At 71.5% G+C, this 25,156-nt stretch carries 23 protein-coding genes; 8 read left to right on the top strand and 15 right to left on the bottom strand.

The features are described from left to right. The first annotated feature begins 11 nt into the window (after positions 1-11). Both OO67_RS11870 and OO67_RS11875 read left to right on the top strand, forming a co-directional pair. Positions 12-338, top strand: a complete 327-nt coding sequence (locus OO67_RS11870) for a hypothetical protein (protein ID WP_051709304.1) — start codon at positions 12-14, stop codon at positions 336-338. Positions 339-352: 14 nt separating this feature from the next. Then, on the top strand, positions 353-1,024 hold the full coding sequence (locus OO67_RS11875) for a hypothetical protein (protein ID WP_033299600.1): 672 nt from the start codon (positions 353-355) through the stop codon (positions 1,022-1,024). A gap of 168 nt (positions 1,025-1,192) precedes the next feature. Here the strand turns inward: OO67_RS11875 and OO67_RS11880 are convergent, their stop codons facing one another. After that, positions 1,193-2,719, bottom strand: coding sequence for a PQQ-dependent sugar dehydrogenase (locus OO67_RS11880; protein ID WP_033299601.1), 1,527 nt, complete (start codon positions 2,717-2,719; stop codon positions 1,193-1,195). 760 nt (positions 2,720-3,479) lie between these two features. Between OO67_RS11880 and OO67_RS11885 the strand changes: the two genes are divergently transcribed. Continuing rightward, positions 3,480-4,595, top strand: a complete 1,116-nt coding sequence (locus tag OO67_RS11885) for an LLM class flavin-dependent oxidoreductase (protein ID WP_033299602.1) — start codon at positions 3,480-3,482, stop codon at positions 4,593-4,595. A gap of 67 nt (positions 4,596-4,662) precedes the next feature. Here OO67_RS11885 and OO67_RS11890 read toward each other — a convergent pair whose 3' ends face one another. From OO67_RS11890 to OO67_RS11905, 4 genes are all read right to left on the bottom strand, one after another. Next, on the bottom strand, positions 4,663-5,460 hold the full coding sequence (locus tag OO67_RS11890) for a VOC family protein (RefSeq protein WP_033299604.1): 798 nt from the start codon (positions 5,458-5,460) through the stop codon (positions 4,663-4,665). Positions 5,461-5,542: 82 nt separating this feature from the next. Beyond that, the gene (locus tag OO67_RS11895) at positions 5,543-6,901 is read right to left on the bottom strand and encodes a carboxyl transferase domain-containing protein (RefSeq protein WP_244300152.1); all 1,359 of its coding nucleotides are present in this window, start codon (positions 6,899-6,901) and stop codon (positions 5,543-5,545) included. Then, a complete protein-coding gene (locus tag OO67_RS11900; RefSeq protein ID WP_033299605.1) occupies positions 6,894-8,357 on the bottom strand; it encodes an acyl-CoA synthetase in 1,464 nt (487 codons plus the stop codon). The genes OO67_RS11895 and OO67_RS11900 overlap by 8 nt, the downstream gene beginning before the upstream one ends. A gap of 200 nt (positions 8,358-8,557) precedes the next feature. Further along, a complete protein-coding gene (locus tag OO67_RS11905; protein ID WP_033299606.1) occupies positions 8,558-9,769 on the bottom strand; it encodes an MFS transporter in 1,212 nt (403 codons plus the stop codon). 161 nt (positions 9,770-9,930) lie between these two features. Here OO67_RS11905 and OO67_RS11910 point away from each other — a divergent pair, with 161 nt between their 5' ends. Further along, a complete protein-coding gene (locus tag OO67_RS11910) occupies positions 9,931-10,362 on the top strand; it encodes an Lrp/AsnC family transcriptional regulator (protein WP_033299607.1) in 432 nt (143 codons plus the stop codon). Here OO67_RS11910 and OO67_RS11915 read toward each other — a convergent pair. From OO67_RS11915 to OO67_RS11925, 3 genes are all read right to left on the bottom strand, one after another. Further along, positions 10,340-11,845 carry a sensor histidine kinase gene (locus OO67_RS11915; RefSeq protein ID WP_033299608.1) on the bottom strand — a complete coding sequence of 502 codons (1,506 nt, stop codon included), beginning with the start codon at positions 11,843-11,845 and terminating at the stop codon, positions 10,340-10,342. The two genes, OO67_RS11910 and OO67_RS11915, sit on opposite strands and share 23 nt — an antisense overlap. Positions 11,846-11,861: 16 nt before the next feature. Continuing rightward, positions 11,862-12,899: a rod shape-determining protein gene (locus OO67_RS11920; protein WP_033299612.1), complete on the bottom strand. Its 1,038-nt coding sequence runs from the start codon at positions 12,897-12,899 to the stop codon at positions 11,862-11,864. 133 nt (positions 12,900-13,032) lie between these two features. Further along, entirely contained in the window at positions 13,033-13,605 is a 573-nt protein-coding gene (locus tag OO67_RS11925) for a hypothetical protein (RefSeq protein ID WP_033299613.1), read from the bottom strand. A gap of 121 nt (positions 13,606-13,726) precedes the next feature. On the opposite strand from OO67_RS11925, the gene OO67_RS36465 reads away from it, so the two are divergent. Beyond that, entirely contained in the window at positions 13,727-14,419 is a 693-nt protein-coding gene (locus tag OO67_RS36465; RefSeq protein ID WP_106972734.1) for an SCO2400 family protein, read from the top strand. A gap of 18 nt (positions 14,420-14,437) precedes the next feature. Here the strand turns inward: OO67_RS36465 and OO67_RS11935 are convergent, their stop codons facing one another. Then, positions 14,438-14,875 carry a MarR family winged helix-turn-helix transcriptional regulator gene (locus OO67_RS11935; protein WP_033299617.1) on the bottom strand — a complete coding sequence of 146 codons (438 nt, stop codon included), beginning with the start codon at positions 14,873-14,875 and terminating at the stop codon, positions 14,438-14,440. A gap of 112 nt (positions 14,876-14,987) precedes the next feature. Between OO67_RS11935 and OO67_RS11940 the strand changes: the two genes are divergently transcribed. After that, complete coding sequence (locus tag OO67_RS11940) at positions 14,988-16,007, top strand: NADP-dependent oxidoreductase (RefSeq protein WP_033299619.1); 1,020 nt, start codon at positions 14,988-14,990, stop codon at positions 16,005-16,007. Between the two features lie 29 nt (positions 16,008-16,036). On the opposite strand, the gene OO67_RS11945 is transcribed toward OO67_RS11940, so the two are convergent. Then, complete coding sequence (locus tag OO67_RS11945) at positions 16,037-16,507, bottom strand: MSMEG_6728 family protein (protein WP_033299621.1); 471 nt, start codon at positions 16,505-16,507, stop codon at positions 16,037-16,039. Between the two features lie 126 nt (positions 16,508-16,633). Here OO67_RS11945 and OO67_RS11950 point away from each other — a divergent pair, with 126 nt between their 5' ends. Beyond that, complete coding sequence (locus OO67_RS11950) at positions 16,634-17,062, top strand: organic hydroperoxide resistance protein (protein ID WP_033299623.1); 429 nt, start codon at positions 16,634-16,636, stop codon at positions 17,060-17,062. 194 nt (positions 17,063-17,256) lie between these two features. Continuing rightward, a complete protein-coding gene (gene arfA / locus OO67_RS11955) occupies positions 17,257-18,774 on the top strand; it encodes an arabinosylfuranosidase ArfA (RefSeq protein WP_033299625.1) in 1,518 nt (505 codons plus the stop codon). Between the two features lie 60 nt (positions 18,775-18,834). Here arfA and OO67_RS11960 read toward each other — a convergent pair whose 3' ends face one another. The 5 genes from OO67_RS11960 to OO67_RS11980 form a co-directional block, all read right to left on the bottom strand. After that, the gene (locus OO67_RS11960; RefSeq protein WP_033299626.1) at positions 18,835-20,001 is read right to left on the bottom strand and encodes an aldose epimerase family protein; all 1,167 of its coding nucleotides are present in this window, start codon (positions 19,999-20,001) and stop codon (positions 18,835-18,837) included. Positions 20,002-20,028: 27 nt separating this feature from the next. After that, entirely contained in the window at positions 20,029-21,273 is a 1,245-nt protein-coding gene (mmsB, locus tag OO67_RS11965) for a multiple monosaccharide ABC transporter permease (RefSeq protein WP_033299627.1), read from the bottom strand. After that, positions 21,270-22,820 (bottom strand): multiple monosaccharide ABC transporter ATP-binding protein, encoded by a 1,551-nt coding sequence (gene mmsA / locus OO67_RS11970; protein WP_033299628.1) that lies wholly within the window; start codon positions 22,818-22,820, stop codon positions 21,270-21,272. Before mmsA ends, mmsB begins: the two co-directional genes overlap by 4 nt. Positions 22,821-22,852: 32 nt before the next feature. Then, positions 22,853-23,962: a multiple monosaccharide ABC transporter substrate-binding protein gene (chvE, locus tag OO67_RS11975; protein ID WP_033299630.1), complete on the bottom strand. Its 1,110-nt coding sequence runs from the start codon at positions 23,960-23,962 to the stop codon at positions 22,853-22,855. Positions 23,963-24,092: 130 nt separating this feature from the next. Then, positions 24,093-25,076 carry a hypothetical protein gene (locus OO67_RS11980; RefSeq protein WP_033299632.1) on the bottom strand — a complete coding sequence of 328 codons (984 nt, stop codon included), beginning with the start codon at positions 25,074-25,076 and terminating at the stop codon, positions 24,093-24,095. Between the last annotated feature and the right edge of the window lie 80 nt (positions 25,077-25,156).

Raw genomic sequence — 25,156 nt, forward strand, 5'->3', positions numbered from 1 at the left:
GGTGGCGTCCGATGCCGCTCGTGGTCAACCTGCTGCTCGGCATTCCTGCCATGCCGCCTCTCCATTCGGCCTGGCTACTGCTCACCGAATACAGTCCGTGTGCCTGGAACACCTCCGGATACACCTCCGACTGCGGTGACGTAAGCATGATCGAGGCGGCGGGATGGCACAGGGCGAGCGTGATCATCATCGGCGGCCTGGGCCTGCTGGTGATTCTCGCGGTCGACGTGCTTCTCCCCGCGAGTACGGGGCGACGCGTGCGGACCTGGCTCACAGCTTCGTTTCTCCTCCCGGTGCCCTACCTGTTCACCGTGATCGCGTTCGCGATCTTCAACTGAAGGATCGATCAGCCATGACACACGAAGCCATGCCGCGGCGCGCGCTGCTCAAGAGATTCGCCGGAATCGGCGCGGGTGCCGCTCTCATATCCATGCCTGTCGGCCTGCTGGTGCCCGCGACGGCGGAAGCGGCAGACCGGAAAGATCCTGTGGTCGACCCGCACCCGACGTCTCTCAACGGGTGGGCGCTGGCCGACAAGACCGACGCCGGCCAGGGGGTGTGGTCGTGTTCCGTGCCCGGGACGGGATTCAGTATCGACACCCGGCTCGGCATGGTCGAGATCCTGCTCGTGCACGCCATCCGGCGCTGGCACTACGAGATCGAGACGCTTCGTGAGGGTGAGGTGATCGGCTGGCGCCCCGTCGCGGAACTGGATTCCAAGGGCCCCGAGTCCAACCAGGCATCCGGCACCGCAGTCGCCATCCGCCCCGCTGCCTACGGCAAGGGACTCAAGGGCGGCCTGACCGACGCTCAGACGCAGACGGTGCGCAGCATCCTGGACGACTGCGGCGGCATCGTCCGGTGGGGCGGCGACGACGAGACGCCCTACGAGGCACTCTTCTACATCGACACTCCGCCGGCCGCCGTCGCCGCTCGTTCCGTGACCAGCCCTCTGGGGAAGGCCGCCGGCAGGCTCAGGACCTGGAACCAGGCACCCGGCATGGGCGCCGGCGCCGCGGCATGACCGTGGGACACGGGTGCCGGAGATCTTGAGTACCGCGGCCGGCCCAGGGTTCGCCCGCGCCGGCCGCGGTGGAGGTGCCCTGCTCGTCCTGCCCGTGTCCACGGGCAGAACGAGCAGGGCACCATGTCTGCCGCTCCGCCCTCCGGTTCCGCCCGTACGGCCGGTCGTTCAGTCGCCGACGGCGCAGGCGTCCCCGTTGAGCATGAACCGTTGGGGTGACGACGCGTCACCGGTGTGGCCGGCGAGGTATCCGAGGGTGATGCTCGCGCCCGGCGCGATCCTGGAGTTGTGCGAGGCGTCGGTCGCCCTGACCGTGTTGCTGAGCTGCATCAGGTCCGTGTTCCAGTCGGAGACGACGGTCTGTCCGGGAGGCAGTGTGAAGTCGAGCCTCCAGCCGTCAACGGGGGTGCTGCCCGTGTTGGTGACGGTCAGGTCGACCGTCGTGCCCGTGCCCCAGGCCTTCACGGTGCGGTCCACGCGGCAGGTGGGTTCCTCCTGGGCGAACGACACCCGGTGCAGGCCGCCGGGCAGATCGTTGACCACGTAGAACTCCCCGTCGACGGTCGTGCCGACCGACGTCACCTGGGTGGGCATATCCCCGATCTCGGCCTGTTCGTAGCCGCCCTTTCCGTCCGCGCGCAGTGCCCAGACCGTGGACGAGCAGTAGTCGGTGGCGATGTACGTGCCGCCGACCAGATTGGCGTACTTCTGGCCCCGGTAGACGTGACCGCCGACGACGGAACAGCCGCCGGTGTAGGGGGAGTACGTGAAGACCGGTTCGGTGTACGTCTCGCCGGGCACGCAGTCGCCGCCCTCGAACTTCTCCAGCCCCTCGTAGCAGGACCAGCCGAGGTTCAGCCCTCCCTGTCCGGGTTCGAGGTGGTCGATCTCCTCCCATCGGCCCTGGCCGACGTCACCGATCCACATCGAGCCGTCCGCACCGTCGAAGGAGAAGCGCCACGGGTTGCGCAGTCCGTACAGCCAGATCTCCCCACGGGCGCCGGGGGTGCCCACGAAGGGGTTGTCGCCGGGCACGCAGTAGGCGAGGGGGCCGCAGCTCCGGCTCACGTCGACGCGCAGGATCTTGCCGAGCAGGGTGTCCAGCCGCTGTGCGGAGCGCAAGGGGTCCGCGGAGCCGCCGCCGTCGCCGATGCTCCAGTACAGGTTGCCGTCCGGGCCGAACGCGAGCTGGCCGCCGTTGTGGTTGCTGTGCTCGGCGTGCTCCTGCGAGAGCAGGACCTCCAGGCGGGACTCGTCGAGCCGGTAGCGGGCGAGAGTGACGGAGCCGTCGGGCCGCGCCGTGTAGGCCAGGTAGAGGTCCTGACTGTCGGCGAAGTCGGGCGGGACGGCGATGCCGAGCAGGCCGCGCTCGTTGCCCGATTCGTCCACGGCGGACCTGATGTCGATGACCGGGGTCGCGGCCAGTCCGCTGTCCGGGTGGTAGACGCGGACGGTGCCGGACTTCTCGGTGATGAACAGCCGGTCCGTGCCGTCGTCGGGGGCGGCGATGGCGGTGGGCCGTCTCAGTCCGGAGGCGACCTGGGTGGTCGTCGCGCTGAGTGAGGGGAGGGGGACGGCCGAGGCACTTTCCCCGGGCGGCACGGCGCCGGCGGAATCCGCCGTGGCGGGTAAGGAGAGGGGGGCGGTCAACAGGAGGGCCAGCAGGAGGGACACGGCCCAGCGGCGTCGTGACATATCGGCTCCAGGGGAGAGGACGCTTGCACAGCGGTGGTCTTGCCGAGCGGTTTGCACAGCGGTACTGCACGTGGTTCTGCACAGCGGTGGTGCTTGCGCGCGGTGGCGTTGCGTGGAGAGGGACGAGGCCGTACCGCGGAGCGGGTATGGGAGCGCTCCCGCGCCCTCCAGGCTGCGCGTAGTGGACCAGGGCGGCAACGTGCGAACGCGCCACTTTCGCGCCGTGTGGCGCAATCGGTGCCATGGCCGGGCGGTGATCCACCGGCCCCGCCTCCCCGACGGCCGTCCCGGAGTACCCCGCCGACGGCCGTCCCTGAGTCCCCGGTGGCGGCGGTGACCGGCGGCGGCCGCGCGTACGCGCTGGTGGTGGGGCCGCCGGGGCCGCGCGGGCCCATCTCCGCGCGGGTACGGCGCGCGGGCCGCAGCCGTGGAGCACCCATGGCGTCCATTCCCTGGTACGAGGTCGTCCGGCATACGGGCGGCGCTTGTCGTCATGTCCTCGGCGCCGCCAGGATGCCGGTATGGCCCCAGCTCTCGTGTCGCGACGTCACGTGGATCTCCTGCGTGTCTCGGCCGTGCTCTGTCGGGCCGGCCTGCGCTGTCCGTCCTGTCGCTGACGTGACACCCCGCCGGCCCCTGGCGCCGGCCCTCTGACGCCTTCGCCACCCTGATCTCCGCCCGAACACCCGGGCCCGCCGGCGCACTCGCGCGTCCGCCCGCCCCGGTGTGTGCCCCGCCGCCGTCCCCAGGAGGATCCGTCATGCCCGAGAACCCGCTCCTGCTGCACTGGTTCCTGCCCACCGGCGGCGACGGCCGCGATCCCGGCGGAGTCACAGCCGTTCAGGGGAGGACCGGCGCGGCCACCCGCCGTCCTGCCGACATCGGCTACCTGGCCCAGGTGGCACGCGCCGCCGAGCATGCCGGTTTCCACTCGCTGCTGACCCCGGTGGGGCTCGGATGCGTCGATCCGTGGATCCTCACCGCGGCCCTCACGCAGCACACCGACCGCATCGGCTTCCTGGTCGCCTTCCGTGCCGGGTTCGCCGCTCCGACCCTGCTGGCCCAACAGGCCGACGCCTTCCGGCGGTTCGCCGGCGGGAGGCTCGGGCTCAACGTCGTCACCGGCGGCGACCCGGCCGAACAGCGGGCTTACGGCGACCACTTGGACCACGACCAGCGCTACGCGCGCACTGACGAGCTGATGGCCGTCCTGCGTGATCTCCTCGGAGGCAAGCGCGTCGACCACAGCGGCGAGCACCTGAGGATCGAGGGAGCCCAGCTCCACGACCCGGCCCTCCGGCACCCCGTCCCCCTCTACTTCGGCGGGGCGTCCCCGGCCGCCGAAGCCGTCGCCGCACGCCGGGCCGACGTACAGCTGCTCTGGGGCGAACCGCCCGCGGCCCTCGCGCAGCGTATCGGCCGGCTCCGCGCGGTCGCCCCACGGCTGCGCTACGGACTGCGGCTGCACGTCATCAGCCGGGACACCGCCGCCGAGGCGTGGGCCGAGGCGGACCGTATCCTCGCGGGTCTCGACCCGGAGGCCGTCCGGGCCAGCCAGGCACGGTTCGCCCGCATGGACTCCACCGGGCAGGCCCGGATGGCCGCACTGCACGGGGGCTCCGCGGACGCCGCGAAGCTGGAGGTCGCCCCGAACCTGTGGGCGGGGATCGGGCTCGTACGGGAAGGGGCCGGCACGGCGCTCGTCGGCTCGCACGACGAGGTCGCCCAGCGGCTCTACGAATACCGGCGCCTGGGGATCGGCGAGTTCATCCTCTCCGGCTATCCGCACCTGGAGGAGGCCTACCGCGTGGGCGAGGAGGTCGCCCCGCGGCTGCGCGCCCTGGTCGCGGGGGCCGGAGCGGACGCCGAGGCCTGACCCTGCCGGGCCTACGGCCGGGCCGGCGACCTCAGGACCACCAGGCCCTGGGGTCGTGGCGGGGCGGTCAGGAGGCGTCCGTGACCTCCGGCACCTCGCCCCCGGTCGTCGTCGGGTCGATCAGTGAGAACACCGCGCCCTGCGGGTCCGCCAGGGTGGCGAACCGGCCGTACGGGATGGTCATCGGGCCGAACCGGAGCTCCGCACCGAGCGCCTTCGCCTTCTCCACCGCCGCGTCGCAGTCGGTGACGCCGAAGTACACGTTCATATGGGCCGGCACCACGGACGGGAAGTCGTCCCCCATCTTCATCCGGCCGAGCACCGGGTCCGCGCCCAGGTCGTAGAGCGAGAAGTCGACCGCGTCGTCGTCCAGGTGCTTCACCCCGTACCCGAAGACGGCCGCGAAGAAGGAGTCGGCCTTCGCCGGGTCCCGTGTGTAGACCTCGGCCCAGGAGTAGGCGCCGGGCGCCCTCTGCGCCTGGAACCCCTCGTGGCTGCCCGCCTGCCACACCCCGAACGGCGTCCCGCCGGGGTCGGCGGCCAGCACCATGGTCCCGAAGTCGCCGACCCGCATCGGCTCGACCAGGACCTCGCCCCCGTGCTCCCGGATCTTCGCGGCGGTGGCGGTGGCGTCCGGCGACGCGAGGTACAGACACCAGGCGGGCGGGGTCTCCTGGCCGGGCATGGGAGGCGACAGCGCGGCGACCGCCTTGCCGTCCAGATGGGCCTGGGTGTAGTCGCCGTACTCCGGCATCGAGTCGCCGTACGTCCAGCCCAGGAGCTCACCGTAGAAGCGCTTCGCCCCCTCGAGATCGCCGAACGTGCCGTCGGCCCAGCACGGAGTGCCCTCGGATTCTGCGGCCATGACTCGGGCCTTTCTTCACTCGTCGGTCGGTCCTGTTCGTCACGCTAGCCAACCGTCGCCCGAGTGGCGCGCCGAGCGCGTCTCAGCCCTCCGGCCCCGCCGGACCGACGACCGACCGGGCGACCCCGAGCTCCACCAGGTCCTGGGGGCGCAGCCGGAGCTGGTCCGCGGTGGGCCGCACCTCGTCGGGGCCGCGCTTCAGGATGGCCGCAGCCAGCTCCGGGGCGATCACCGAGAAGTAACTGTCGGTCGTGACATGGGTGTTGTCCGGTGCGGCCAGGGCCAGGGCGCCGCCGGAGCCGCCCTCGCCGATCACGAGCGTCGTGACGGGGACCCGGGCACCGGCCACCGCCGCGAAGGCGTCCGCGATGGCGGCGCCCGCGCCCGCCCGTTCCGCCTCGGCGTCGTTGGCCGCGCCGGGGGTGTCGACCAGGGTCAGTACAGGAAGACCGAGCCTGTCCGCGAGCCGGATCACCCGGGCCGCCGTGCGGTAGCCCGCCGGGCGGGTCGCCGTGCCGCACTGGGCGGCGTAGGCCACGGGCCGCCCGGCGTGCAGGCCCACTCCGCAGAGCAGCCCGGGGTCCCTGCCGCCGCACCGGTCGCCGTTCAGCGGCAGCCGGTGCTGGAAGTACGCGTCCAGATAGGCCTCGGCCCGCGGGCGCGCCGCCGCCCGGGCCTGCTCGACGGCCTCCCAGCCGGTCGCCGGCAGCCCCGCGGCCGACAGGGCGCCCGGCACGGGGGCGGCCCGCGCCGGGCCCGTGACCGTCAGCGCGGCCAGCCAGCGGCCCAGCGTCACGGGCAGCTCGTCGGGTGTGACGACCGCGTCGATCTGGCCCGCCGCCAGCTGCCCCTCGGCGGTGTACGCGTACGGATCGGCGTCGGCGGGCCGCACCCGGGAGCCCGCGAACCCGATCTGCGCCCCGGGCAGCGCCAGCACCACATCGGCTCCGGCCCCCACGGTCGCCCAGCCGCCGCCGGTCGTCGGATCCCTCAGGACGGCGATCTGCGCGAGCCCTTCGGCCCTCAGGCGTGTGGACGCGCGGGCCACCCGGTGAAGCTGTGTCAGCGCGATCATGCCTTCCTGCATCCGGCTGCCCCCGGTGGCGACGAGCGAGACGAGCGGGAGCCGCCGCTCACCCGCCAGCGCGTACGCGGCTTCCAGGCGGTCCCCGGTGCTTCCGCCCAACGAGCCGCCCAGGAAGCCGAACTCGAAGGCGACGAGGACGCACTCCCGGCCCTCCACGACGGCGGTCCCGTAGAGGACGGACTCCTCCTCGCCGGTCCGCGCGGAGGCGCGCGCCCTGGACTCCGCGTAACCGCTCCAGCCGAGGGGACCGTCCGGGGGAGCGGGGCTCGTCGGCGGCCGGTGTTCCGTGAAGCTCCCGGTGACGGTGGCGATCACCTCCCGCGCCGGCACGCGGTCGCACCGGGCGTCAGGCACGGAGCGACCTCTTCATGATCTTGCCCAGTTCGTTGCGGGGCAGGGCGTCGAGGTAGCGGACGACGCGCGGGCGTTTGTGCGGGGCCAGCAGGTCCGCCACATGGTCCGCGAGCTCCCGCTCCCCGGGAGGGGCTCCGGGGCCGGCCGGCACCACCCAGGCGACGATCCGCTCGCCGAGGTCCGCGTCGGGCTCGCCGGTGACGGCCGCCTCACGCACGCCGGGATGCTCCAGCAGGGCGTTCTCGATCTCACCCGCGCCGATCTTGTAGCCGCCGCTCTTGATGAGATCGGTGGCCTTGCGCCCGACGATCCGCACGTAGCCGTCGGGGTCGATCGTGGCCATGTCGCCCGTACGGAAGAAGCCGTCCTCGGTGAAGGCGGCCGCCGTGGCGTCCGGCCGGTTCAGGTAACCGGTGAAGAGGTTCGGGCCGCGCACCTGGATCTCGCCGATGGACGCCGTCTCCCGGAGCACGGTGCCGTCCTCCTCGACGAGCCTCAGCTCCACGCCCGCCAGCGGCGGGCCGACCGTCCCGGCGCGCGGTGCTCCGTCGGCCCGGACGCCCGTGTTCATCAGGGTCTCCGTCATCCCGTACCGCTCGATGACCCCGCGGCCGGTGGCCGCGGCGATCCGTTCGTGGTCGTGGACCGGCAGCGCCGCCGAGCCGGAGACCAGCAGGCGGGCGCCCGCCAGGGCCTTCGCGAGGTTCCCGGGGCCGGCGGGACCGGCCAGTTCCCCTGCCAGCCGGTGGTACATCGTCGGCACGCCGAACAGCATCGTCCCCCCGGAGAGCAGTTCCCGGGCCACCCCCTCGGCCGAGAACCGGCCGAGGTGACGGACGGAGCCGCCCCGGCGCAGCGGGCCGAGGACGCCGAGGATCAGCCCGTGCACGTGGAACAGCGGCAGGGCGTGGACGAGGACGTCCTCCCCGGTCCAGCCCCAGGCGTCCTCCAGCGCGTCCAGCGACGCGGCGATCGCCCGGCGGGGCAGGACGGCCCCCTTCGGCGGGCCCGTGGTGCCGGAGGTGTAGACGACCAGGGCGGGGGACTCCTCGGAGGGTTCGGGGAAACCGGCCTCCGGCGGAGGGGCGGCCGCGGCCGTGCCGACGTCGATCCGCTCCAGGCCGCCCAGCGCGGACGGCAGTTCGTCGTCCGCCCCGGCCAGCACCACCGAGGGCGCGCTGTCGGCGACGATGTGGGCGAGTTCCTTCTCGCCGGTCTTCGGGTTGAGCGGTACGGCGGGCACTCCCGCCCGTAGGGCCGCCACGACGGCGACCACGGTCTCCGGGGTGGACGTGGCCCAGACGGCGACGCGTCCCGCGCCCGCGATCCGGGCGCCGAGGGAGGCGGACGCATCGGCCAACTGTGCGTAGGTCAGGACGTGTTCGCCGAACCGGACGGCCTCGGGGGAGTCCGTCCGGCCGGACGCTCCGCGCAGCGCGGGCAGAAGAGAGGTCACGCGGTGCAGCCTAAGGGCTGACCCTGATCCCCGGCGGGCGCACGACGACAGCTACGGCACTCGCCGCGTTGCCCGAACGCCGGATACATCCGGTGTGCGGACGTCCCTCCGCCTCGCGGTGCACCGCGTACGACGCCGCACGCCGACCCCCAGGGATTCAGCTCTCAGGGGGTGGCCGAAGAGGCCGTCCGGTTCCGGGGTCAGCCCTCGCGCCGGACGGTCCGCATCCGGCCGTACGCGTACACGGCGCCCGCCAGCGCCAGGTCGGACAGCAGCATGAAGCCGATCGCGTACGACTCCTTCGCGCTGTAGATCGCGCCCATGACCAGCGGCGGCACGAATCCGCCGAGCCCGCCCATCGCGCCGACGATGCCGGTCACACTGCCCACCTGGGCCTGCGGTGTCACCTGGGAGACCAGGGCGAAGACGCTCCCGCTCGCGGTGCCGAGACCGGCCGCCATGCACAGCAGCGCGATCGTGCCGAGCGGATCCAGCGGTGGCTCGAAGGCCTGGACGATGGCCATCAGCGCTGCCAGCAGCAGAGCCCCCGCCGTGACCATGGCGGGGTGGATCCGGTCCGACAGCCAGCCGCCGATCGGCCGGAAGACGACCGTGACCAGCGCGAACCCCGCCGCCTTGGTGCCCGCCTCGGTCGGTGACATCTCGTACCAGGTCTTCAGGTACGTCGGCAGGTACACACCGAACGCGACGATGCCGCCGAAGCCGATCGCGTACAGCGCGGACAGCTCCCAGGTCACGCGCAGCCGGCCCGCCTCGCCCAGGCGGTGGGCGAGGGAGTCCGCCGGGACCCTGCGCCCGGGGTGGTCGGTGATGAGGACCGCCGCGAGCAGCGAGTAGACCAGGAGCGCACCCGCGACGATCCAGAAGGGCAGGTTCTCGCTGTGCTCGGCGATCCGCGGCGTGAAGTAGCCGGACAGCGCGACACCGCCCATGCCCATCCCGAACACCCCGAGCGCGAGGCCCCGTTTCGACGGCGGGAACCATGAGTTGACGAGGGGGATGCCGATCGCGAACGTCGTGCCGCCGAGGCCGAGCAGGAAGCCGACGGCCAGCATCGCGCCGTAGGAGTCCTTCGCCGGGATGAGCAGCAGCACCGGGACGATCGTCAGGGCCGAGACGGCGGGGAACATCAGCTTGGCACCGTACTTGTCGGTCAGCGCGCCCGCCGGGATGCGGCCGAGCGATCCGACGAGCACGGGCACCGCCACCAGCAGCGACTGCTGGAAGGAGCTCAGACCCAGCCGCTCCTTGAACTCACCCGACAGCGGGGAGATCAGGTTCCACGCCCAGAAGGTGAGAGTGAACCCGATCGTGGCCATGATCAGGTTCCGGTAGGCGGCGGCGGATTGTCTCCGGTCCGGGGCAGGGGCCTGCTTGGCGGTTGTGTCCACTCCGTCAGTCAAGGGCGCGGCAGGGGGCGGGGCACGGTGGGCTGAGCCATCCGGGTAGGGCCGTCGCACGGCAGACGCCCCATGGGCAGCGGGCCCCTCCGCGCCCCCCGGAGGGGCCGCTCGACCGTCGCTTCCGGCCCCGGGCTGCGACAATCGCCGGTATGGACCGGCTGGACAGAGAGATCCTCGGCATTCTCCAGGAGGACGCCCGGATCTCGTACCGCGATCTGGGTGTGCGCGTGGGACTCAGCGCCAACGCGGCGGGCGACCGTGTGCGCCGCATGCGCCGCGACGGCGTGATCCGTGGCTTCACGGTCATCGTGGACCCGGCCGCCGACACCCGTTCGGGCCTCGTGGTCTTCATCGACGTGTCCCTGCGTCTCGACACGACCAACGAGGAGTTCGAACGCTCGGTGCTCACCCTGCCCGGCATCACCGAGGTGGTGCACGTGACGGGCGCCCACGACTACCTCGTGCGTGCCACGGCAGCCGACCCCGGCTCCCTGGACACGCTGCTGCGCCGGCTGAAGAGGGACGCGGGCGTCGCCCACTCCAACACCCGGATCGCGCTCAGAGCGGCGCCTGCCAGATGACCGTCGGCGACCGGGTCCCGTCCTCGGTGCGCCCGTCGTCCGCGACCACGAGCCGCACCGCGGCGCGCCCGTCGGGCAGCCGCGCCGCCGCGTCCACCTCCACCTCGACGGCCGACACCCCGGTCCGTCGGTGCGCGGCGGCCAGGGCCCCGCGCAGCACGTCGAGCAGCTCACCGTCCACCGGCTCCGTCACGAGGGCGTCCACCGCGCCGGTGAACTGGACGGACGGCTGGAAACCGAGGACCGCCGCCGCGCCGCCCGTCTCGCGCAGGACCCGGCCGCGGAATGTCGTGGGGGCCTCGGCGGGCGGCTGCTGGAGCGCGAAGATCGTGGTCCTGACCTCCTGGATGGTGGAGTCCAGCTCGTCGACCGCCTTGGCGAGCAGCTCGGCGGTCTCCGTGTCGCCGGCCAGGTCCTTGCGGCGGGTCGACTCCAGCATCATCTCCGTCGCGAACAGCCGCTGCACGACGAGGTCGTGCAGGTCGCGGGCGATGCGGTCCCGGTCCTCGTAGACGGCCAGCTGTTCCCGGTAGTGCTGTGCGTCGGCCATCACCAGGGCCAGCGCGGCCTGGGAGGCGAACTGGGAGGCGAGCAGCCGGTCCGTCTCGGTGTACGGCGCCCCGCCGCGCCTGCGGGGGAGGGCGAGGGTGCCGATGAGCCTCCCCCCGCTCTGCAGGGGCAGCATCATGCTGGGGCCGAAGCGCGAGCGGACCGGGGTCGTCATCCGCTCGTCCGTCGCGGAGTCCTCGATGAAGACCTCCTCGCCGCCCAGCAGCTGGACCAGGACGGGGGAGCCCGGCTCGATGGCCGTACCGACGAGGCCGGCCGGATCGTCGGGGGTGGAGGCGGCGACGATCTCCATCCCGCCGCCCGGGGTCGGCTGGAGGATCACCCCGGCCGCCGCGCCGGCCAGCACCCTGGCCCGCTCGGCGACGGTCGTCAGGGCGTCCGTCGTGCCCGCCCCGGTCAGCAGCGCCCGGGTGACCGCGGCCGCTCCCTCGATCCAGTGCTCCCGCTGCCGCGCCGCCTCGTACAGGTGGGCGCCTCCGATCGCGGCGGCCGCCTGGGAGGCCAGCAGCCGGAGCAGCGCCAGCTCGGTGTCGGTGAAGTGTCCCGGTTCCTCCGCGGTGAGGCAGAGACTGCCGAGCACCTCGGTGTGGACCCGGAGGGGCGCCCCGAGGAAGGAGCGCATCCGGAGGTGCGCGGGGGGTGTGCCCCGGGGGTGCGTACCCGCCGTCAGGTCATCGACCCGCACGGCCTGCGCGTCGTCCACCAGGACCCCGAGGGCGCCCGTGCGCCCGTCCAGGAGCGGGCCCGCGGCGCGGCGTTCGCCGTCGGACATGCCGGTCGTGAACAGGTCGGTGACGTGGCGGTCCTCCCCGTGGAGGAGGGCCAGGGCACCGTGGCGGGCCCCGGCCAGCGCCGTGGCGGTGTCCACGATGTGCTGGAGGGTGGTCCGCAGGTCGAGCCCGGTACCGGCCACCGGCGAGCCCTCCGGCTCAGCGGGCGATCGGGGTGAGGACCAGCGGCTGGACCGTGCCGTCCAGCATCGCGCCGAGCCCCAGCACGGAGCACACGTCGGGCCGGTCGGCGATGGTCACCGGGACGCCCGTCGCGTCGCGCAGCATCTGGTCGAGCCCCGGCAGCAGGGCGCTGCCGCCGACCATCATGATTCCGGACTCCGCGATGTCGGCCACCAGGTCGGGAGGGCAGTCGCGCAGCACCTTGCCCAGCCCGTCGAGCACCGCGGTGAGCGGGGTGTGGATCGCCTGGCGTACGGCGGCGGTGTCGACCTGCACCGAGCGGGCCAGGCCGGTGGCCACGTCACGGCCGTGGATCTCCGTCACCGCCGGGCCCTTGAGCGTGAGGCCGTTGCCCCGGAGCGCCAGTTGGAGGGGGCGTACGGACTGGGTCGGCAGCATCAGTTCGTGGTGCTGGCGCAGATGCTGGATGACCGCGTTGTCGATGGCCTCGCCGCCGATGGGGATGCGCACGGCCGTCACGATCGAGCCGAGCGAGAGCACGGCGATCTGGGTGGTCGCGGCCCCGCACACCATGATCATGGTGGCGGTCGGCTGCTCGACCGGCAGCCCGGAGCCGATGGCCGCGGCGATCAGGGTGTCGACCAGCTCCACCCGCCGCGCACCGAGCCCCACGAGGGTCTCGACGGCCGCCCGCTGGGCCAGCGGATCGGCGTCGTGCGGGACGCAGGCGGCGGCCCGCAGCCGGGGCTTGCGGCGCAACTGGCGGCGGAGCTTCTCACCGAGCAGATGGCGCAGCATGCGCTGGGCCATGTCGATGTCGACGACGGTGCCGCCGGAGACCGGGCGGGCCACCCGGATGTACGCCGGCGTGCGGCCGGTCATCTGTTCGGCGAGCGAGCCGACGGCGATGAGGGAGCCGGTGCGCGTGTTGACGGCGGCGACACTGGGCTCGTCGACGACGAGGCCCACTCCCTTGACGTACACCCGGGTCCTCGCGGCCCCGAGATCGACGGCGACATGGCAGCGGCGCAACTGTTCGAGACTGACGGTCACGGCAGATTCTCCCGGGAGCGCTGGCGGGCGGCACCGGCGGCAGCCGGCTGTCCTGGCATCGTCGCGCCGTGGCCGGGGCCGCGCGCGCTGGGTGAGCCGTAGGGGGGACCCGCAGCTGACGGAGCGACAGACCTCAGGCGCCGCCGGGCAGCAGTCGCTGGAACAGTCCCCAGGTGAACTCGGCGACACAGGGCCGCCCGCCCGCCGGGTCGGTGAAGGCCAGCGCCCAGCGGGTCGGCGCGCTGCCCTCCATGGGGCGCGCCGGCGCGAACGCCCTGGCCACCTCGTCCACGGTGCAGGACCAGGGGCGCAGATCGGCGGCCGTACGCGGTTCGGGGCCCGCGGCACCCGGGGCCCGTACCAGCCATTCGTTCCAGACGGCTCCACCGGGACCCGCCATCACCTCGAACCGCAGGTCCGGCCAGAGCGGCAGCGGCCACAGCAGCGCCTCGCACTCCAGGTCGCCGACCTCGCGGCGTACGGACGACTCGGGTTCGCCCAGGACGGAGCGGTAGCGGCGCAGGGCGCCCCGGCCTCGTGGGGCGCGCAGCATCGCCTGCCAGCGGCGGTTCGCCTCCCGCATGTCGGCCAGGGAGGCGCTCAGTTCGTGGCGGGCGTCCTCGACCAGGTCCGGCTGGTGGTCGGCCATCCGGCGCAGCAGGACGAGCTGGAACTGGAGCGGCCCGAACGGGGCGGGAGCGGTCATGGAAGCCATCCTGCCGCGTCAACGCGGAGAGCGGCGCGCCCCCGGAGTCCCCGATTCCACACAGGATCCTCACCTGCGTGCCTTCCTGCGCAGTTCGCCGCGCGTCTAGTCTGCGGGCGCGATGGATTACTGCCACCCGTGCCGACGGCACCTCAACGGGGCGTTGGCCTGCGCGGGTTGCGGGACCCCGGCCGACGCACTGGTCCCCTATGCCGTCGCGTACGGTCCCGGCCGCGCGGCGGAGCCCGCCGACGAGACGCCGGTGGCCTCCGGGCCGGCCGGCCACCGCCGCCGCGCCCGGGCCGCCGCCCGCAGGCCCGGCCGCCGTACGCACCGCCGGCGTGGCCGCGCTCTGCTGCTGACGGCGGCGGGCCTCGTGCTGGCGCTGGGGGCGTTGAGTCTGGCGGAGCTGGCCATGGAGCCGGGGGGTGACAGCGGTGCCTCGGAGTACGTGAGCGAGGCCACGTCGTCCCCCACCGAGCCTCTCCCGTCCGCCTCGTCGAGCGCGGAGCCCGACGATCCCGGGCCGGTGGGCGCGCCCACCGTCGTACCGGTCACCGATTCCCACTCCGCGACGGCCACGGGGGCTCCCTCCCGCACCGCCGAGCCGGCGGCGCCCCCGCCGTCCTCCGCCCCGGAAGTCCCCTCACCGTCCGCCCCCGCCCCAGCGGACCCGGACCCGACGGATACGCCGGCCGAGCCCCCGGGGGCCGGGGAGCCGACCACGGCCCCGACGTCGCCCGAGCCCTCGGACGAGCCCGCCCCCACTCCGTCGCCGACGGAGACCTGCATCTGGTGGATCTTCTGCCCCTGACGCGGTGAGGGGCAGCCCTCAGACGTCGTCCTCGCCGAGCATCCTGCGCAGCAGGTCGCGCAGCACCGTCCGCTCCGACTCCGACAGTTCGGCCAGGGGTTCCCGGGCGAAGTCCAGAGCGTCCCGCAGATGCCCGGCCGTCCGCATGCCCTCCTCGGTCGGGGCGGCGAGCTTGATCCTCCGGTCGGCCGGGTCCGGGCGGCGTTCCACCAGGCCTCGGAGCTCAAGCCGGTCGACTATGCCGGTGATGTTGGACGGTTCGCACTTCAGTTTCCGGGCAACCTTGCGCATGGGCATCGGCTCCAGGGAGAGCAGCCCGAGCACCCTGGCCTGCGCACCGGTCAGCGCGTGCGTGGCCGCGGCCCGGTCGTACTCCTCGTGGTAGCGCGCCACGACTCCGGCGATCAGCTGGATGACGTCGAGGGTGAGCGGATCCGTGCGCGACTGGGTGGCCATGACACCCAGGGTACCGAATTACTTGACAAGGTGAAATATCTGGACGCATGGTTGTTTCATGTCCTGAAGCTTTTCGCTTCCCCCCGTACGACATCGAGGAGACCCCGAGCCCATGTCTGCACTCCCCACGTCCAGCCGCGAATGGCACCTCGTCGCCCGCCCGCACGGCTGGCCCGAGGCCTCGGACTTCGCGCTGCGCGAGGCGCCGGTGACCGCCCCCGGTGAGGGCCGCGTCCTCGTCCGCAACCTCCACTTCTCGGTCGACCCCTACATGCGCGGCCGGATGAACGACGTGAAGTCGTACACCCCGCCCTTCAAGCTCGACCACCCCATGGACGGCGGCGCGGTCGGCGAGGTCGTCGCGTCGAACGCCGAGGGCTTCGCCGTGGGCGACCACGTCCTGCACGGCCTCGGCTGGCGCGAGTACGCCGACGTCCCGGCCAAGCACGCGGTCAAGGTCGACGGTTCGATCGCCCCGCTCTCCGCCTACCTCGGCGTGCTCGGCATGCCGGGGCTCACCGCCTACGCAGGCCTCTTCGAGGTCGCCTCCTTCAAGGAGGGCGACGCCGTCTTCGTCTCCGGCGCGGCCGGCGCGGTCGGAAGCCAGGTCGGCCAGATGGCGAAGATCAAGGGTGCCTCCCGGGTCATCGGCTCGGCCGGCTCCGACGAGAAGGTCAAGCTCCTCGTCGAGGAGTACGGATTCGACGCGGCCTTCAACTACAAGAACGGCCCCGTCCGGGAGCAGCTCGCCGAGGCCGCCCCCGACGGCATCGACGTCTACTTCGACAACGTCGGCGGTGAACACCTGGAGGCCGCGATCTCCGCGTTCAACGTCCACGGCCGCGCCACCATCTGCGGAATGATCGCCCAGTACAACGCCACGGAGCCCACGCCGGGCCCGCGCAACCTGGCGCTCGTCATCGGCAAGCGGCTGCGCCTGCAGGGCATCCTGGTCGGCGACCACGCCGCGCTCCAGCCGCAGTTCGTCCAGGAGGTGGCCGGCTGGCTCGCCTCCGGCGAGCTCAAGTACCGCGAGACGAAGGTCGAGGGCATCGAGAACGGCTACGACGCCTTCGTCGGCCTGCTGCGCGGCGAGAACACCGGCAAGATGATCGTCTCGCTGGACGCCTGACCGGTCCCGGCCGCCCGTGAAGCCGTCCGTCACCGCCCCTCGCGGTCCGAGGGAGGCCAGACGTACGGCAGATCGGGCGGCACGTCCGGGAACAGGGGGCGGTAGAAGGCCGGGTCCTTGCGTACGAGCGCGGAGCGGTGGCTCTCGTGCAGCGCCTCGTCACCCAGCCACGGGGGAAGCTCGCCCTCCGCCGCGAGTTCCGCCTCCGACCGCACGGTGGAGCGTCCGAGTGCCGCGGCGAGGTCCTTGCGCAGCGTCGCCGCGCAGGTGTCCGCTCTGCCCTCGGCGGTCCACGCGGCGCACATGTCCAGGCCGTAGCGCACGAGTGCCTCCTCGTAGCCGGTCCACATGCGGACCGCGGGGTGGTGCCGCCAGCCGTAGCCGGGGACGGTCAGCCCGCGCAGGACCTGGATCGTCTCGACCCGCTGCTTGCCCAGCCGCCGCGGGTCCAGCGTGAGGGCGCTCCGGCCGAAATCGGCGTACGGCAGGAATGTCTGCATGGTCCATGCCTATCCCATGTGTGCCCGACGGCGGTCCCGCCCCACGCACCGCCACCCGCTAGGCTCGGCGCAGACCGTCGCGGTCGTGGGCGCGAGTCGCGACGCATCAGCAGGAGGATCACCCGTATGACCATCCAGAGCATCGACGTCGCCTACACCGCCGTCGCCACCGCCGAGAACGGCCGTGACGGCCGCGTCTCCTCCGACGACGGCAAGCTCGACGTCGTCGTCAACCCGCCGAAGGAGATGGGCGGCAGCGGCGCGGGGACCAACCCCGAGCAGCTCTTCGCGGCCGGCTACAGCGCCTGCTTCCAGGGGGCGCTCGGTGTGGTCGCCCGCCAGGAGAAGGCCGACATCTCCGGTTCGACGGTGACCGCGTCGGTCTCCATCGGCAAGACCGAGGCGGGCGGCTTCGGCCTGGAGGTCGCGATCAGCGCCTCCATCCCGAACGTCGACACGGCCACCGCGCAGGCGCTCATCGAGAAGGCGCACCAGGTGTGCCCGTACTCGAACGCCACCCGGGGCAACATCAAGGTGGAGCTGTCGGTCGCCTGACCTGAGCAGTGACTCCCGCCTGATCCGCGTACGTCCGAGGGCCGCATCCCGTCACAGGGGTGCGGCCCTCGGTCGTGTGCCCCGCCCGTATCCCGAGAAGCGCGCGCAGGGGCATTGACGGCCATGGAGGTGGAAACTTACGGTCCGTTCGAGGTTACGAGCAGCATTCGAAATATCGAACGAATAAGGAAGCCATGACCCGCACCGCGCGCTTCACCCTCGACCCGGCCTTCACCGTCGGCGACGTCGACCCCAGGCTCTTCGGCTCCTTCGTCGAGCACCTCGGCCGCTGTGTCTACGACGGCATCTTCGAGCCCGGCCACCCGTCGGCGGACGAAGCCGGACTGCGCACCGACGTCCTGGATCTCGTCCGTGAACTCGGTGTCACCGCCATCCGCTACCCCGGCGGCAACTTCGTCTCCGGCTACCGCTGGGAGGACAGCGTCGGCCCCGCCGACGAGCGCCCCCGCCGTCTCGACCTGGCCTGGCGCTCCACCGAGACGAATCGTTTCGGCCTCTCCGAGTACATCGACTTCCTCCGGAAGATCGGCCCGCAGGCCGAGCCGATGCTCGCGGTCAACCTCGGCACCCGCGGGGTCCAGGAGGCCATCCAGCTCCAGGAGTACGCCAACCACCCCTCCGGGACCGAACTCTCCGACCGCCGGATCGGCCACGGCGACAAGGACCCCTTCGGGATCAGGCTGTGGTGTCTGGGCAACGAGATGGACGGTCCGTGGCAGACCGGCCACAAGACCGCCGAGGAGTACGGGCGGCTCGCGGCCGAGACCGCGCGTGCGATGCGGCAGATCGACCCGTCCGTCCAGCTCGTCGCCTGCGGGTCCTCCAGCCGAGCGATGCCGACCTTCGCGGCCTGGGAGGCGACTGTCCTCGCCGAGACCTACGACCTCGTCGACTACGTCTCGCTGCACGCCTACTACGAGGAGACCGACGGTGACCGCGACTCCTTCCTCGCCTCGGCCGTGGACATGGAGTCCTTCATCGAGAGCGTCGTCGCGACCTGTGACCACGTGGGCGCGCGCCTGAAGTCCACGAAGAAGATCGATCTCTCCTTCGACGAGTGGAACGTCTGGTACCTGAGCCGCTACCAGAAGGAGGCGGAGGAGAACCCCCTCGACTGGCCCGAGGCGCCCCGGCTGCTGGAGGACAACTACAGCGTCACCGACGCCGTCGTCTTCGGCAGCCTGCTCATCGCGCTGCTGCGCCACGCGGACCGGGTGACCGTCGCCTGTCTCGCCCAACTGGTCAACGTGATCGCGCCCATCATGACCGAGCCCGGCGGCCCCGCCTGGCGGCAGACCACCTTCTTCCCCTTCGCCCAGGCCGCGCGGTACGGACGGGGCCAGGTCCTGGACGTACGGGTGGACTCGCCCACGTACGGGACGGCGAAGTACGGAGAGGCGGACCTGCTGCACGCCACCGCCGTACGGGACCCGGAGACGGGTGCCGTCACCGTCTTCGCCGTCAACCGCAGCCAGGACGCCGTGCTGCCGCTCGAAGTCGCCCTGGCCGGGCTGGGCCTGGACCGGGTCGCCGAGCACCAGGTCGTCGCGGACGCCGACCCGGAGGCCCGCAACACCCTCGCGGAGCCCGAGCGGGTGGTCCCGCACGCCGCAGAGGGCACGGAGCTGGCGGACGGCACGCTGAAGGCCGCCCTGGAGCCGCTGTCCTGGAACATGATCCGGCTCGTCTGACGACGGCGGACGGCGCCCTCCCCGCCGGGGGAGGGCGCCGTCCGGCTGCGCGGGCAGGCTTCAGCGTGCCGAGAAGGCGTGCACCGTCGTCGAGCGGAAGGTGTCACCCGGCCGCAGCACCGTCGAGGGGAACGACGGCTGGTTGGGGGAGTCCGGGAAGTGCTGGGACTCCAGGCAGAACGCGTCACCCTGACGGTAGACCCGGCCGGAGGTGCCGGTCAGGGTCCCGTCGAGGAAGTTCCCCGTGTAGACCTGCATGCCGGGCTCCGTCGTGTACATCTTCATCACCCGGCCGGAGCCGGGATCCGTCACGGTCAGCGCGTACTCCGGGCGGGCCGTGATCCCCTTGTCCAGTGCGTAGTTGTGGTCGATCCCCTGCCCGTGGCCGATCTGCTCGTGCGGGGTGCGGACGGCCTCCCCGATGGCCCGGGGCCGCCGGAAGTCGAACGGCGTACGCGCCACCGGGGCGAGCTCGCCCGTCGGGATGAGCGTCGGGCCGACCGGGGTGTAGCGCGCGGCGGCCAGCTCCAGCAGGTGCCCGTCGACGCTGCCGCTGCCCTCGCCCGCCAGGTTGAAGTAGGCGTGGCTGGTCAGGTTGAGGACGGTGGCCCGGTCCGTGGTCGCCGTGTAGTCGATGCGCCACTCGCCCCGGGAGGTGAGGGTGTAGACGACCCGGACGGCGAGCGCGCCCGGGTAGCCGGCCTCGCCGTCCGGACTGGTCCGGGTCAGGACCAGCCCGACGTCGCCGCGCTCGGTGAAGGGAGTCACGTCCCAGACCCGCTTGTCGAAGCCCTGGTCCCCGCCGTGCAGGCTGTTCGGACCGTCGTTGACCGGCAGTTGGTGCGTGACACCGTCGAGGGTGAAGCGCCCCTCGGCGATGCGGTTGCCGTACCGGCCGATCAGACCGCCGAAATACGGGGACTTCGCCACGTAGTCCGCGAGGTTGTCGAAGCCGAGCGAGACGTTCGCCGTCCGGCCCCTGCGGTCCGGGGTCTCCAGGGACTGGACGACACCGCCCCAGGAGAGGACCTTGAGCCGGGTCCCACCGTTGGCGAGGGTCCAGCGGTACACCTTCGTCCCGTCGGCGAGCGTGCCGAAGAGCTCCTTGGACGGGGTGCGTCCGGTGGCCGCGGCGTGCGCGGCGGGGGCGCCCGCCGCCATGGCCAGCCCGGCGGCGGCCGTGGCCGCCAGGACCGTGCGTCTGCTGGTTCCGGTCGTGAAGGTCATGAACAACTCCTGTCGGATGAAGGGGTGTTACGAGCCGACCTTGCGCTTGTTCCAGACGTCGAAGCCGACCGCGGCCAGCAGTACCGCGCCCTTGATGACCTGCTGCCAGTCGGTGCCGATGCCGACGAGGTTCATACCGTTGTTCAGCACGCCCAGGACCAGACCGCCGATGATCGCGCCGAGGACCGTGCCGACGCCGCCGCTCATCGACGCGCCGCCGATGAACGAGGCGGCGATGGCCTCCAGCTCGAAGTTGAGGCCCGCCTTGGGCGAGGCCGCGTTGAAGCGGGCGGCGAAGACTAGACCCGCCAGGGCCGCGAGCATGCCCATGTTCAGGAAGACCAGGAAGGTGACCTTCTTGTCCTTCACGCCTGACAGCTTGGCCGCGGGCAGGTTGCCGCCGATGGCGTAGATGTGGCGGCCGATGATCGCGTTGCGCATCAGGTAGCCGAACCCGACGACCAGCACGCCGAGGATGAGCAGCACGACCGGGGCGCCCTTGTAGCTGGCGAGCAGCATCGTGACGACGAGGACGGCCGAGACGAGTGCGACCAGCTTCAGCAGGAACAGCTTGACCGGCGGCACTTCGAGGGCGAACTCCAGCTGCCGCTTGCGGTCGCGGACCTCCTGGATCACCACGAAGGCGATCAGGGCGAAGCCCAGCAGCAGGGTGAGGTTGTGGTAGTTGGTGTGGGGGCCGACCTCGGGCAGGAAGCCGTTGGCGATCTTCTGCAGGTCCTTCGGGAAGGGGCCGAGGGTCTGGCCCTTCAGGAAGATCTCCGTCAGCCCGCGGAAGAGCAGCATGCCCGCCAGGGTCACGATGAACGACGGTATGCCGAGGTAGGCGATGAAGAACCCCTGCACCGAGCCCGCTACGGCGCCGATGGCCAGGCACAGCACCACCGCGAGCGGCCAGGGGAGGTTGTGTTCGACCATGAGCACGGCGGCCATCGCGCCGATGAACGCGGTCAGCGAGCCGACCGAGAGGTCGATGTGGCCGGCGATGATGACGAGCATCATGCCGATCGCGAGAATCAGGATGTAGCTGTTCTGCAGCACCAGGTTGGAGACGTTGCGCGGCAGCAGCAGGTCGCCGTCCGTCCACACCGCGAACAGCACCACGATCAGGCCGAGGGCCATCAGCATGCCGTACTGGCGCATGTTGCGGCGCATGCCGCCGAGCATCAGCTGCAGCAGGCCGTCGCCCGAGGCCGGTCCGCCTTTGCCGGGCGGCACGGGTGCCGGGGTCTTGGCGGTCAGGTCCGTGCTCATCGTGTTACCTCTTTGTCCTTCGTCATCTGACGCATCAGCGCTTCCTGCGAGGCCTCGGCCCGCGAGAACTCACCCGTCAGCCGTCCCGCGGCCATCGTGTAGATGCGGTCGCACATGCCGAGCAGTTCCGGCAGTTCGGATGAAATGAAGACGACCGCCTTGCCCTGGGCGGCCAGCTGGTCGATGACCGTGTAGATCTCGTACTTGGCACCCACGTCGATGCCGCGCGTGGGCTCGTCCAGGATCAGCACCTCGGGACCCGCGAAGATCCACTTGCTGAGGACGACCTTCTGCTGGTTGCCGCCGGACAGCTTGCCCACGGGCTCGAAGACCGTCGGCGCCTTGATGTTCATGGAGGTGCGGAAGCCCTCGGCGACCTGACGTTCCCCGTGCTCGTCGACCACACCCCGCCTGGCGACCTTGCCCAGCGCGGTCAGCGAGATGTTCCGGTTGATGGTGTCGATGAGGTTGAGGCCGTAGTGCTTGCGGTCCTCGGTGGCGTAGGCGATGCCGTGCTTGACCGCCTCGGGGACGGTCTTCGTACGGATCTCGGTGCCGTCCCGCAGGACGGTGCCGCCCGCGTACCGGCCGTAGGAGCGGCCGAAGACGCTCATCGCCAGCTCGGTACGGCCGGCGCCCATGAGCCCGGCGATACCGACGATCTCGCCGCGCCGCACCTCGACCGAGACGTCGTCGACGACCTTGCGCTGCTGGTCGATGGGGTGGTGCACGGTCCAGTTGCGGATCTCCAGGGCGGGGGCGGCCCCCTCCTCCGGGTGGTGCGGGGTCCGCTCCGGGAAGCGGTTCTCCAGGTCGCGGCCGACCATTCCGCTGATGATCCGGTCCTCGGTCGTCTCCGCCGCCTTCACGTCGAGCGTCTCGATGGAGCGCCCGTCGCGGATGATCGTGACCGAGTCGGCGACCCGGCGGATCTCGTTCAGCTTGTGCGAGATGATGATCGAGGTCATGCCCTGGTCCTTCAGCGAGCGGATCAGGTCGATGAGTTTGCCGCTGTCCTCGTCGTTGAGCGCCGCCGTCGGCTCGTCGAGGATGAGCAGCTTCACCTTCTTCGACAGCGCCTTGGCGATCTCCACCAGCTGCTGCTTGCCCACGCCGATGTCGGCGACGCGGGTCTCCGGGTGCTCGTCGAGACCCACCCGGCGCAGCAGTTCACCGGCGTGCTTCAGGGTGTCGTTCCAGTTGATCAGTCCGCGCTTGGCGTGCTCGTTGCCGAGGAAGATGTTCTCCGCGATGGAGAGGTACGGCACCAGCGCCAGCTCCTGGTGGATGATCACGATGCCGTGCTGCTCGCTCGCCCGGATGTCCTTGAACCGGCAGGCCTCGCCCTCGAAGAGGATGTCCCCCTCGTAACTGCCGTGCGGATGGACGCCGGAGAGCACCTTCATCAGGGTCGACTTGCCGGCGCCGTTCTCTCCGCAGATGGCGTGGACCTCGCCCTGACGGACGGTCAGTGTGACGTCCGAGAGCGCCTTGACGCCGGGAAAGGTCTTGACGATCGAGCGCATTTCCAGGACGGGTCCCGCCATGGTCTTGCCTTCCAATCCTTGAGGGGGCCCGGTTACTTGAGGTCGTTCTCGGTGTAGTAGCCGCCGTCGACGAGGACCTCCTTGTAGTTGGCCTTGTCGACGCTGACCGGCTGCAGCAGGAAGGCGGGGACGACCTTGGCACCGTTGTCGTAGGACTTGGTGTCGTTGGTCTCGGGCTTCTTGTCGTTCAGGACCGCGTCGACCATGTTCGAGGCGACCTCGGCGAGCTTGCGCAGGTCCTTGTAGACGGTCTGCGTCTGCTCGCCCGTGATGATCGACTTCACCGAGGCGACCTCGGCGTCCTGGCCCGTGACGACCGGCATCGGCTTGGCCGCGGTGCCGTAGCCGTCCGACTTCAGGGCGGAGAGGATGCCGATGGAGATGCCGTCGTACGGAGAGAGCACGGCGTCGACCCGGGCGCTGCGGTAGCTGGACGTCAGCAGGTCGTCCATGCGCTTCTGCGCGGTGCCGCCGTCCCAGCGCAGGGTGGTGACCTGGTTGAGGGCGGTCTGCTTGGACCTGACGACCAGCTCGCCCTTGTCCACGTACGGCTTGAGGACGTTCATCGCGCCCTGGAAGAAGTACTTGGTGTTGTTGTCGTCGTTGGAACCGGCGAACAGCTCGATGCTGAAGGGGCCCTTCTTGCCGTCCCCCAGGCCGAGCTTGTCCACGATGTACGTGCCCTGCAGCTCGCCGACCTTCTCGTTGTCGAAGGAGGCGTAGTAGTCGACGTTCGACGAGCCGAGGATCAGCCGGTCGTAGGAGATCACCGGGATGTCGGCGTCCTTGGCCTGCTGCAGCACGTTGTCGAGGGACTTGTTGTCGATCGCGGCGACGATCAGGGCGTCGACGCCCTGCGTGATCATGTTCTCGATCTGCGAGACCTGCTGGTCCGGGTCGTCCTCGCCGTAGGCGAGCTTGGTCTCGTAACCCTTGGCCTTCAGTTCCTTCACGACGTTGGCGCCGTCGGAGATCCAGCGCTCCGAGGACTTGGTCGGCATCGCGATGCCGATGGTGCCTCCGTCGGCGCTCCCCTTCTTCTCCTCGCTGCCACCCTCGCTGTTCTGGCCACAGGCGGTCAGGGCGAGAGCGAGGGAGGCGGCGGAGGCTATGGCGGCAAGTGCGGCTCTGCGGTTGCGCATAGTCATCATCCTTGATGTGGGTCAGGGCTCGGTCCGACGGTGCGGACCGCCGGGGGCGGATCGACCGAGAACAGGTGTGTGGGATTGTGCGCGGCTGTGTCTTCTTTTGTGGAGCGAAGTTTCCGGAACGTTATGACGAGATGCCGAACCGGTTGAGCGGGCCCGGCAGCCTGCTGCCGAGCTGGGCCATGCCTCCGTCCGCCCCGTGCCGCGCGAGCAGGTCCAGCGCGAGCCGGCCGCGCCGCACCCGCTCCTTCGCGGTGGCGAGCGCCAGCTCCCGCAGGTGCTGGCCGTACGGATAGATGCCGGGCGACTTGGAGAGGCCGAACTTCAGGTAGAGCGGCGCGCCGCGCCGGATCAGTTCGGCGGCCTCGTACATCCGCACGTAGCCGCCGAGGTCGTCCGGGGCCTCGATGTAGAGGTCCATCGGGGCCCCGGAGACCCGGCGGATCTCGGTGAGCTGGGCGAGCGTCAGGTCGGACGGGATGTTGATCGAGTCCGCGCCGAGCTGCTCGAACACGGCGTACGAGGCCGGGTTCACCGGGCCGATGAGCGCCGACACCTTGAAGGTGGTGTCCGCGGGCAGGACACCCTGCTCACGCAGCCGGTGCAGGGTCCACAGCACCCCCTCGTCGGCCACGAGCAGGCACTTCACGCCCAGCCCGGTGGCCCGCAGGGCGTCCTCGACACAGCCGGCCAGAGCGTCGTGGCCGCGCGAGCGCAGACCCGCGCCGCCGGAGTCCGTACGGACCGAGGCGCCGGTGTCCCAGGTGCCGCGTGGCCCCGTGAAGAGGCAGAGCTCGATGTCCCGTTCGGCGCAGCCCTCCACCATCTCGGTGATCTCCGCGTCCGTCAGCATCCAGATGCCGCTGCCCTGACTGATGCGGTGGACCGGGACGTCGAGCCTCGCGGACTCCTTGAGCACGACACCGAGGGCCTCCGGACCCTCCACGGACGGCACCTCGGTGCGCCAGCTCCCGCCGTCGGGGAAGGAGTGCGGGGAGGTGTCCGCCGGGGACAGGGGCGCCGGGCCGAGGCCGAGCGCGGTGAGCACGGCGTCACCGGGGCGGCGGGCGCCGGCGGCACCGGGGGAAGAGACAGGGGCGTCGGTCACGACTGGTCCTTCACGTTCGGTATTTCGGACGAAGTTCGGATCTTTGGGAGTACGCCGGTACGGAGGCGGTCAGGACGCCG

Origin of the sequence: Streptomyces atroolivaceus, from assembly GCF_000717025.1 — a bacterium.
Lineage (GTDB): Bacteria > Actinomycetota > Actinomycetes > Streptomycetales > Streptomycetaceae > Streptomyces > Streptomyces atroolivaceus.